This window comes from Synechococcus sp. B60.1 (assembly GCF_047462555.1).
In the GTDB taxonomy this organism is placed as follows: Bacteria; Cyanobacteriota; Cyanobacteriia; order Thermostichales; family Thermostichaceae; genus Thermostichus.
Map to the genome: position 1 here is coordinate 1 of NZ_JANSJN010000107.1, position 9,264 is coordinate 9,264.

Genomic DNA, 9,264 nt, shown 5'->3' on the forward strand with positions numbered 1-9,264 from the left:
ACTCGACAGGAAGAAGCAAAGTACTCCGACCGTCCGTCGCAGAGCACACCATCAAAATCCAGAACTAGAATGCGGGGGGACATTCGCCGGGGCCTAGCGAACTCCATAACTGAGTCCCCCATAGAGCAAGTTGCAAAAATAGGGCCAGAGGCCAAGTTAATTTAACCAAACTGTTTCGCCGGATTGGCCCAACCTAGTCTGATTCCGAGATGCGAACAGACTTGATCACAACCGGGTTCAAGGGGCGATCCTGAGGGCCCGTGGGCGCCGTGGCAATTTTATCCAACACGTCCTCCCCCTCGATCAGTTGGCCGAAGATCGTGTAGTTGGGCGGCAGCGGGTAGTCGGCATGCATAATGAAGAACTGGCTGCCATTGGTGTTGGGGCCAGCATTGGCCATGGCCAAAGTCCCTCGCGTGTAGGGGCGCCGCACCGGCTCATCGGGAAAGCGGTAGCCTGGCCCACCTCGACCTGTGCCAGTGGGATCCCCGCCCTGAATCATGAAACCCCGAATGACCCGGTGAAAGATGACGCCGTCGTAGAAATGATCCCGGGCCAAGAAGACAAAATTGTTGACAGCAAGGGGAGCTTCCTGCGGGAACAGCTCCAGAACCATCGTGCCGGCGGTGGTCTCCAGCGTGGCCGTGTAGGACTTGGCCGGGTCGATGACCATTGGCGGAGGACTGTTGTAGGTTTTCACGGTTTTGCCCAACTGTTGTGCTAGGAGCAAATCGTAAGAAGAATGCGGACGGGCCAGAGCGGGAAGAAAGCCAGATCCCACCCAAAGCAGCACCGCCAGCACAGCTAGCTTCAACAGGTGGGCAACCCCCGAGGGCACGCGCATCTCTCTTGCCAGAAAGCTCCGCCCCTATCCTATCAGGATTTGTCCAGGCCCGCCCTTCGCTCGACAGGGATCACGGCTTGGCTCGTCGCACCAGCCAGTAGCTGACGGAGAGGGCTAGCGTCGCTGCTGCCAGCCCAATGAGATCCAGGCCGCCCAGCTTCTCAAAATCGAAAATGATGATCTTGCGCGCCACTGCGATCAAAGAAGTCACAATCACCAGCTCTACCTGCACCACCTGCTTTTGCAAGTAGGCGGTAATGTTCTCCAGAATCTCCAGCGCGATCAGGATATTCAAAAAAAGGCCGAAGATCTCGATCAAAGTGGTGGAGAAAAAGCCAGTCGGCTCCTGCAGCAGATCAGCTACCAGGAAGCGGGCCAAATCCACCACGGCCACCCCAATCAGCCCGATCATCAAGATGGAAAGCAGCTTCGAGATCAGACTTTCTAGGCGGGTAATGGCCCGCAGAAAGGGATCCTCCTCTTCCGTTTCGTGAGGATTGTGCAAGAGCCACTTGAGAAACCGCATGCCACCCCCCTTTGACGACCCCATTATCTGCCCCAGACGTCTAGGAGGATCGGGATCCCTTGGAGCGATGGTTGCGACACCGCTCAGAACAGTATTTCACCTCCGGCCAACAGTCGGCCCACTTCTTGCGCCAGGTAAAGGGCCTGCCGCAGGTGAGGCAGATTTTGCTTGGCAAATCCGACTTCTTCCGGTGGCGGGGCATAGCGCGCTGGAAACGACAACTCTTGAATCAACCCCAATGCCCTAGCCTGTGTTCTGCAACTGCAAGGCTTGCGGCCGGGAACGGCTGCGCAGGGCGGCTTCAATCAGCCCCAAAAAGAGGGGATGGGGGCGATTGGGGCGGGAGCGAAACTCGGGATGGAACTGGGTGGCAATGAAAAAGGGGTGGCTGGGCAGCTCAATGATTTCCACCAGGCGGTTATCGGGCGAGACGCCGCTGATGACGTAGCCGGAGTCCAAGAACAGGCTGCGGTAGGCGTTGTTGAACTCGTAGCGATGGCGGTGGCGCTCGTAGATGATGGCCTCGCCGTAGAGCTTGGCCGCCAGGGTGTCAGGCAGAATGCGGCAGGGGTAGAGGCCCAGGCGCAGGGTTCCCCCCAAGTGCTCCACATCTTTCTGCTCTGGCAACAGGCTGATGACGGGGTGGGGGGTGTCGGGATCAAACTCGTAGCTGTTGGCCCGCTCTAGACCGGCAATGTGGCATCCCCAGTCGATCACCGCACACTGCATGCCCAGGCACAGCCCTAGGAAGGGGATGCCTTGCTCGCGCACGTAGCGGATGGTGGCTACCTTACCCTCGATGCCGCGGCTACCAAACCCCCCCGGCACCACCACGCCGTCCACACCGGCCAGCAGGGCTGCCGGCCCCCGCTCCTCAACTTCTTCAGAAGAGATCCAGCGCAAGGTAACGCCGGCATTGAGGGCCAGGCCTGCATGGCGCAGGGCTTCCGCCACTGAGAGGTAGGCATCGGTGAGGCGCACGTATTTGCCGACAATGGCAATTTCTACCCGCTCTTGAGGGTGGTGCAGCCGCTGCACCAAGAGCTCCCACTCGCGCAGATCCGGCTGCTGCGGATCCAAGTTGAGGATCTGCAAAACCCGCTGGGCCAAACCCTCTTGCTCCAGCACCAAAGGCACATCGTAGATGCTGGGGGCATCCTGGGCCTGGATGACACATTCCACCGGCACGTCGCAAAACTCAGAGATCTTCTCCTTGAGGCCGCGGGGCAGGGGCTGCTCGCAGCGGCACACCAGCACGTCCGGCTGAATCCCGATCGAGCGCAGCTCCTTGACCGAGTGCTGGGTGGGCTTGGTTTTCATTTCCCCCGCCGCCCTGATGAGAGGCACCAGGGTCACGTGCACGTAGGCCACGTTGGCTCGGCCCACGTCTTTGCGAAATTGGCGGATGGCCTCCAAAAAGGGCAGCGACTCGATGTCCCCCACCGTGCCCCCCACCTCCACCAGCACCACGTCGGGGTTGGTCTCGCGGGCCACCCGCCGGATGCGCTCCTTGATCTCCTGCGTAACATGCGGGATCACCTGCACTGTGCTGCCCTGGTAGTCGCCCCGCCGCTCCTTGTAGATCACCGCCTGGTAAATGGCGCCGGTGGTAACGTTGTTGAGCTTGGACATGTTGGTGTCGGTGAAGCGCTCGTAGTGGCCCAAGTCCAAGTCGGTCTCGGCGCCGTCGTCGGTGACGAACACTTCCCCGTGTTGGTAGGGGCTCATGGTGCCGGGATCCACGTTGATGTAGGGATCCAGCTTTAAAATCGACACAGTGTAGTTGCGGGACTTGAGCAGACGCCCCAGGCTGGCCGCCACAATCCCCTTGCCAATGCTGGAGACCACTCCGCCAGTGATGAAGACAAACTTGGTCATCTCCCGCATCCCTTGCCCTCTTTTGATTATGCCAGGGATGGCGGGGATCCCATTAGCGCAGAGAACGGATGGGGCCGTTGTAGAGGATGGTGGTCTGAAAGGTGCGCCGATCCACCCGCACCTGGGTTTCGATGCTGGGCTGAGTAAAGCCAGGCTCGCCGCCCCGGAAGGTGAAGATCCAGGCATCTGCGAACTCTTCAAACGGTGCATCGATGGCTGCCCCGTGCATAGAGGCCTCAGCGCGGTAGCGCTGCAAGCCCCCGTTGGCAATTTCAGCCGCTTGGCGGGCTAAGTTCTTGGCCCGGTTGAGATCGCGGAAGTAGCGGCTAATCTCCTCAAAAGTCCCCGTCGGCAGCGGCCTTGGCCGGGGGGATGTCGTCGGTACAGGCCGGGGATCCGGCACAATCGGCAAGGTGGGAATATCCTGGCTGGGGGGCAGCGGGATAGGAGTTCGGGAAGTTTCTGGAAAAAGGGGCGTGATCACCTGTGCCTGCACAGACAGCAGGGATCCCCAGATCAGAACGCTGCCCCCGGCCAGGCAGAGAGGGAAAATGGACTTCATTGGGCCATTCCGGTGGGAATTTTTCAATCCCCACTCTACTGAGCCTCTAGTTAGAAAAGTAGAGGCAAAAGCCCGGCCTCCTTTTCCACCAGCAGCTAGGCGCAACCGGCTTTGTCTTCTCCCGGCGCCTGTTAGCATCCTGAAACCGGATCCTCTTTGCAGAAGTTGCCATGGAGTTTGTCACGCTTGCCGAGACAGGTCTAAAACTTAGCCGCGTGGGGTTGGGCACCTGGAGCATGACCGGGGATTGGTGGGGGCCAGCAGACCCTGAGGAGGCCTATGCCACCCTCCGCAAGGCTATTGACCTAGGTATTACCCTCTTTGACACAGCCCCGGCCTATGGCCGCGGCCTTTCGGAAACGCTTTTGGGACAGGCCATCCGCGATGCCGGCTGCCGGGATCGCGTGGTCATTGCCACCAAGGCCGGCCTGCAGTGGACTAACGGCAAGGTGGTGCGCAACTGCAGCCTAAGTTGGCTAGCTCAGGATCTGGAAAACTCCCTTCGCCGCCTGCAGACGGAGGTGATTGACATCTACCAGGTGCATTGGCCAGATCCCCTAGAACCTTTGGAGGAAACGGCCGCCTTTTTCTGCCGCCTGCTGCAGGAGGGAAAGATCCGTGCCATTGGGGTAAGCAACTTTTCTCCTCAGCAGATGGAGCGCTTTCGCCAGGTGGCTCCCCTGCACACCGTCCAGCCGCCCTATAACCTGTTTGAGCGCCAGATTGAGGCGGACGTTCTGCCCTACTGTCGGGCTAACGGCATTGCTACGCTGATCTACAGTCCCCTCTGCCGGGGATTGTTGGGGGGACGGCTGACGCCCCAAACCAAGTTTCCGCCTGGGGATCTGCGCGGCGGCATCGATCCCAAGTTCGTGGAACCTCGCTACTCCCAGTACTTGCAAGCAGTAGAAGAGCTGAGCCAGCTGGCACGGGAGCGCTACGGCAAAACCCTGCCTCAGTTGGCCGTGCGCTGGCTCTTGGATCAGCCGGGAGTGAGTGCAATCCTGTGGGGAGCGCGCAAGCGCCAGCAGTTGGATGACCTAGCCGGAGTTTGGGGCTGGTCGCTGGAGGCGGAGGCAAGGCAGGCCATCGACGAGATCCTGCACAGGCATGTTCCCGAACCCATTCCCCCCAGCTTCATGGCTCCTCCTGCCCGCGCAAGGATCCCAGCTTCTCGGAATTGTTCAGAGTGATCCTAAGGATCAAGCAAGAGAAGGGCGGAAGAGGTTCTCCTATGGCGCTGCAAGGGGTGATCCTAAGCTGGAGCGGCATAGTGGCCGACGATGAGGGGCTGCACCTCTCCGCCATCAACCAGGTGCTGCTGGAGGAGAACTTGCGTCCCTGGGATCTAGGATCCCCTGCCCAAAAGGAGCTCTACCGGCTGCACTACCTAGGCCGATCCGATCGGGAGCGCCTGCCCGCCCTTTGGCAAGCCCAGGGGCGGGTGCTCAGCCCCAAGCAGCGAGAAGAGTTGCTGCACCGCAAGGCCCTGTACTACCGGCAGGCGTTGCAGGAGCAGAAGGGATCCCTTCTTGTCCCCGGCTTGGTGGAGACTCTAGAGAGGCTGGAGCGGCTGCAGCTCAAGGTGGGCCTAGTGAGCGGCCACGCTGCTGCTGAGGTGGAGGCCTTTCTAGAACGCTTCCCCTGTCCGCTCCTGGCCCAGCTGACCGACCATTTCCGGTACCGTGTGACCGGCGAGGAGATGGATCCTGACCTGGGTTCAGGGCAGCTGCACCGTCTGCTCCTAGAGCGGATGGGGCTCTCCCCTCAGGAGTGCCTGAGCTTTGAAGCCACCTACGCCGGCATGCAAGCAGCTCGCTCCCAAGGGATCCCGGTCTTGGCCCTGGCCACTTTCTTTCCTTTGCACATGCTGCAGCGGCGGGCCAACTGGGCAGTGGATGGCTACCCCCAAGTGGAATGGGAGCGCCTCCAGAGGTGGTTTGCCACTGGCCAAGACCGGCCTGCCCAAGCCGCCTGACGATCCCCTTAGGGCAGGATCAGCATGCCGTCCCCAAAGGAATAGAAGCGATAGCCCTGCTCAATGGCCTCTTGGTAGAGATCCAGTAGCCTCTGCCGCCCAATCAGCGCTGCCACCAACATCATTAGGCTGGAGCGGGGCAGGTGGAAGTTGGTGATTAGGCCCTGCACCACCCGCCAGCAGTAGCCAGGGTAGATGAAGAGGTCGCTCTTCCCCTGCCAGGGCTGCAGGGTGCCGGAGAGGGCTGCCGTTTCCAGGGCCCGCACCACGGTTGTTCCCACGGCAATCACCCGCCTTCCCTGCGCTTGGGCTGCCCGAACGGCAGCTACGGTTTCCGCCGGCACCTTGAGCCACTCGCTGTGCAAGTGGTGGTCAGTGACTCGTTCTGCCTCCACGGGGCGGAAGGTGCCTAGGCCAATGTTCAGGGTGATGAAGGCGGTTTGGATCCCCTTTTGAGCCAAGCGCTCCAAGAGCTGGTGGGTAAAGTGCAGCCCGGCGGTGGGGGCGGCCACCGAGCCTGGCTGCCTAGCCCAAACAGTTTGATAGTCTTCAGGTCGGACTCCCGCCTCCGCCGGATTAAGGGTGTGGGCAGCCTTGATGTAAGGGGGAAGCGGGATCCGCCCCACCCGCTCCAAGATCTTCTCAAAGGGATCCGCTCCTTCCCAGGTAAACCGCATCACCCGGCCACTGGTCTCCGCATCCACAGCAAGTACCGTGCCCATCAGTTCCGCCGGGGATCCCTGGTGATCCCAAAACCGGATCTGATCCCCTACCTTGACCCGCTTGCCTGGTCTAACCAAGACCCGCCAGATCTGCTCCTGCTGGAAGGTGTTAGCTGGGATCCCTGGCAACTCAGGCTCCAGCAGCAAAACCTCTACCCGTGCCCCAAAAGAGTCTTTTTCCGGCAAGACCTTGGCTCCCCACAGCCGGGCCGGGATCACCTTGGTGTCGTTGAGAACCAAGAGATCTCCGGCTTGCAGGTAGTCAGGCAGGTCGCAGAAGCGGCGGTGCTCATGCCTATCTGGGTACACCACCAGCATCCGCGCCTGATCCCGCGGCTCCACAGGGGTTTGGGCAATCCGGTCGGGAGGAAGGATGTAATCGTAGGAAGCGGTAAGCCAATCTGGATTATGCTCACCGGGGCTGCCAGGAGAAGTAGCCGCCAAAGAAGGATCGTTCAAAGAGCTCTGCACTACTACCGCAACAGGTTAAAAGGGGATCCCCGGCCATTCAGTATAGCCCCCCGTCTCCCCCTTGCCCATCCGCCGGGTTTTACCGTGGTCTTATCCCCTTCTCTGCCGAGAGGGAAGCAAGTCAACTAAACCTTGGCCACCACCACCTGCTGCGGCTGATCTTGGTACTTGCCCTGGCGGTCGGCGTAGGTAGTCTGGCAGGGATCCCCTTCCAAGAAGAGAAGCTGCACCACCCCTTCATTGGCATACACGCGGCAGTCGGCGCTAGAAGCATTGGAGAACTCCAGGGTGAGATAGCCCCGCCATCCCGCCTCGGCTGGGGTCAGATTGGCAATCAGCCCTACCCGTGCATAGGAGGACTTGCCGATGCAGATGACAGTGATGTTGTCCGGAACTTGCAGCCGTTCTAGGGAGACACCCAGCCCGTAGGAGTGGGCAGGAATGATGAAGTAATCCCCCATCTCATCGTGGTGCAGCTCCACCGCCTCCAGGTTCTTGGGGTTAAACCGCTTGGGATCCACCACTGTGCCGGGCACGTGGCGGAAGATCTTGAACTCCACCGGCGACAGGCGAATGTCGTAGCCGTAGGAAGAGAGCCCATAGCTCAAGACGGGCCGCGTCTGGCCGTTCCACTCCACGCGACGCACCAGCTCAGGGCAAAATGGCTCGATCATCCCCCGCTGCGCTTGCTCGTAGATCCAGCGGTCGTTTTTTAACATGGCTGCAACAGGCTGCCCGACAGGCCAGAGAGTTTGGGAAAGAGAGCGCAGTCACTGATGGCAAAGCTAAGAGCTGCTGACCCGCGAGGGATCTATTCTCGGCGGGGGCCGCCCTCTGGAGAAGGAGGAGTGAGGACTGGATCCCGCCGTTGGCGTAGCTGGGTGATCAGATCTGCGCGTTCCAGGAGAGAATCCGGCATCTCTGGCCCGGTGATGACTATGTCCATCCAGACTGGGCGCTGATCGATCAAATCCAGCACCTGCGCCTCCGGGATCAAGCCCAGCCTGATGGCCAGGCCCAACTCGTCCAGCACCACCAAGCCATAACGGCCACTCCTGACCGCCTCCTGGGTAAATTGCCACAGCTCATCCAGAGCCCGCCGCTCCTCTGGCTCCAGGTGAGGCGTATCGATGCAGCGGTGCAGACGACAGCGGGCCCACTCCAGAGAGCTGCCCAGCAAAAGACGATTTTCTGGCCCCTGGTTGATCCCACCCTTGAGAAATTGCACGATCAACACCCGCGTCCCCTGGCCAGCCAAGCGCAGCGCCTGAGCCATCACAGGCGTGAACATACCCCGGCTGGGATGGGTGTAGAGCTGCAGGGATCCCTGGGGGATCAACTGGGTGGAGAAGGCTCCATCCCTCTGCAGGAAACGGTCGTGAGCGGCAGGCTGCTTAACCCGGGCCGCAGGAACGGCATCCTTGGGGGAGGGCATAGGATTCGGAGAGGCAGTGCAAACCACGGCTTGATCTCGCAAGTGGGTTAAGGAACTAGGCCCTAGGTTCACAGGGCCTACAAGTGGTGGAGAGCATTGGCTATGGATTCCATGAAACACCACCTGTGCGTATCCGTCAACGAGTTGGTTTTGCTTCTGGTCGGCATACAAATCTTCTCAAATAGAGTGACAGAAAACACAATCCTTGCCCATCCTAGCTTTTTGGCACAAGAGGCAGGAGCCCAAAAGAAAAGCTTTTGAACAAAATCTTAATTAACGTTCAAGTCCAAACAAAAATCTGAGTGTAGAGGTATTTTACTTAAGCACAAAAGTATCTTATAAAAATGCAAGCAAGGAATCAATGTTTTCCGAATGAGATGAGCTCTTGCAAACAGGAATACCGATATCGGCGGCCTGGCCACCAGATGGCGGCGAAGCTCTGCTCATCTCAAAAGCCTTGCCCAGCGGGGGATCTATTCGGCTAGGAGCCGGAGAGCCCCCCATGTTGTCTCGACTTCACTTTGGAAAAAGTGTGACTGCAGGTCCAAAAACTTAAACTTAATTTCTAACTTCGAAAGCGACGAAATGCAAATCCATTAATTGCCTTCATCAAAAACAACTTATCAACGATATTTTTTGAGAAGGGACGCAAAGAATTATGTAACCTCTATATCCTGGAACTATTTTTTGCCAAGTTATCTCTTCAATTATTTTTCTGGGTCGATCTCAAGGCTAATTTTTTGTTCTCAGTTTAATCTCTATTTCTATCATGAGAAATAGGCATTGGCCATTCAGTTTGGATCCCACGTAAGGCTAACTTATACAAGCTCTAGAGCCTTGGGTTCTGA

10 protein-coding genes are annotated in these 9,264 nt (G+C 59.0%); 2 read left to right on the forward strand and 8 right to left on the reverse strand.

Annotated features, from left to right (window positions below):
- Positions 1-193: 193 nt before the first annotated feature.
- The 5 genes from NW863_RS11045 to NW863_RS11065 all read right to left on the reverse strand — a co-directional run bounded on the left by NW863_RS11045 (position 194) and on the right by NW863_RS11065 (position 3,810).
- Positions 194-673 carry a peptidylprolyl isomerase gene (locus NW863_RS11045; RefSeq protein WP_414366378.1) on the reverse strand — a complete coding sequence of 160 codons (480 nt, stop codon included), beginning with the start codon at positions 671-673 and terminating at the stop codon, positions 194-196.
- 241 nt (positions 674-914) lie between these two features.
- Positions 915-1,370: a phosphate-starvation-inducible PsiE family protein gene (locus NW863_RS11050; protein ID WP_414334740.1), complete on the reverse strand. Its 456-nt coding sequence runs from the start codon at positions 1,368-1,370 to the stop codon at positions 915-917.
- Positions 1,371-1,410: 40 nt separating this feature from the next.
- The gene (locus tag NW863_RS11055) at positions 1,411-1,572 is read right to left on the reverse strand and encodes a DUF2256 domain-containing protein (RefSeq protein WP_414334739.1); all 162 of its coding nucleotides are present in this window, start codon (positions 1,570-1,572) and stop codon (positions 1,411-1,413) included.
- 41 nt (positions 1,573-1,613) lie between these two features.
- Positions 1,614-3,248 carry a CTP synthase gene (locus NW863_RS11060; protein ID WP_414366368.1) on the reverse strand — a complete coding sequence of 545 codons (1,635 nt, stop codon included), beginning with the start codon at positions 3,246-3,248 and terminating at the stop codon, positions 1,614-1,616.
- 52 nt (positions 3,249-3,300) lie between these two features.
- The gene (locus NW863_RS11065) at positions 3,301-3,810 is read right to left on the reverse strand and encodes a hypothetical protein (protein ID WP_414366369.1); all 510 of its coding nucleotides are present in this window, start codon (positions 3,808-3,810) and stop codon (positions 3,301-3,303) included.
- Positions 3,811-3,980: 170 nt separating this feature from the next.
- Here NW863_RS11065 and NW863_RS11070 point away from each other — a divergent pair, with 170 nt between their 5' ends.
- Positions 3,981-5,003 carry an aldo/keto reductase gene (locus NW863_RS11070; RefSeq protein ID WP_414366370.1) on the forward strand — a complete coding sequence of 341 codons (1,023 nt, stop codon included), beginning with the start codon at positions 3,981-3,983 and terminating at the stop codon, positions 5,001-5,003.
- A 41-nt stretch (positions 5,004-5,044) separates the two neighbouring features.
- Positions 5,045-5,788, forward strand: a complete 744-nt coding sequence (locus NW863_RS11075; protein ID WP_414366372.1) for an HAD family hydrolase — start codon at positions 5,045-5,047, stop codon at positions 5,786-5,788.
- 8 nt (positions 5,789-5,796) lie between these two features.
- Here the strand turns inward: NW863_RS11075 and queA are convergent, their stop codons facing one another.
- From queA to NW863_RS11090, 3 genes are all read right to left on the reverse strand, one after another.
- On the reverse strand, positions 5,797-6,969 hold the full coding sequence (gene queA / locus NW863_RS11080) for a tRNA preQ1(34) S-adenosylmethionine ribosyltransferase-isomerase QueA (protein ID WP_414366373.1): 1,173 nt from the start codon (positions 6,967-6,969) through the stop codon (positions 5,797-5,799).
- 137 nt (positions 6,970-7,106) lie between these two features.
- Positions 7,107-7,700 (reverse strand): dCTP deaminase, encoded by a 594-nt coding sequence (gene dcd, locus NW863_RS11085; protein WP_414366375.1) that lies wholly within the window; start codon positions 7,698-7,700, stop codon positions 7,107-7,109.
- Positions 7,701-7,792: 92 nt separating this feature from the next.
- On the reverse strand, positions 7,793-8,416 hold the full coding sequence (locus NW863_RS11090) for a cob(I)yrinic acid a,c-diamide adenosyltransferase (RefSeq protein ID WP_414366376.1): 624 nt from the start codon (positions 8,414-8,416) through the stop codon (positions 7,793-7,795).
- Between the last annotated feature and the right edge of the window lie 848 nt (positions 8,417-9,264).